The organism is Burkholderia sp. SIMBA_051 (genome assembly GCF_046534915.1).
Taxonomy (GTDB): Bacteria; Pseudomonadota; Gammaproteobacteria; order Burkholderiales; family Burkholderiaceae; genus Burkholderia; species Burkholderia ambifaria.
The window spans coordinates 1-253 of the sequence record NZ_JAWRXS010000593.1; the positions used below are offsets into that span (position 1 = coordinate 1).

Annotated in this window: 1 protein-coding gene; it reads left to right on the top strand. The window is 68.0% G+C overall.

Annotation, left to right across the window (positions count from 1 at the left end; all coding sequences use genetic code 11):
• Positions 1–86: 86 nt before the first annotated feature.
• Positions 87–253: epoxide hydrolase N-terminal domain-containing protein (locus SB771_RS35855; protein WP_410722149.1), on the top strand; the 167-nt coding region annotated here is incomplete at its 3' end.

The following is a 253-nucleotide window of genomic DNA, read 5'->3' on the forward strand; positions in this document are numbered from 1 at the left end:
GGCCGGGCTTTGTCCACTTGCCGGTCTTCATCGTTAGCGCATGCCGCGTGCGTGTCACCCCATTCCCTTGTGCCGAGGAAATCGCCATGCATATCGCACCGTTTCAGATCGCCATACCCGAGCCTGACATCGACGATCTCCGCCGGCGCATCCGCGCGACGCGCTGGTCGCCGGTCACGCCCGCGCCCGCGTGGCAGCAGGGCGCCGATCCGGCATGGCTGCGCGAGCTCGCCGGCTACTGGGCCGAGCGTTT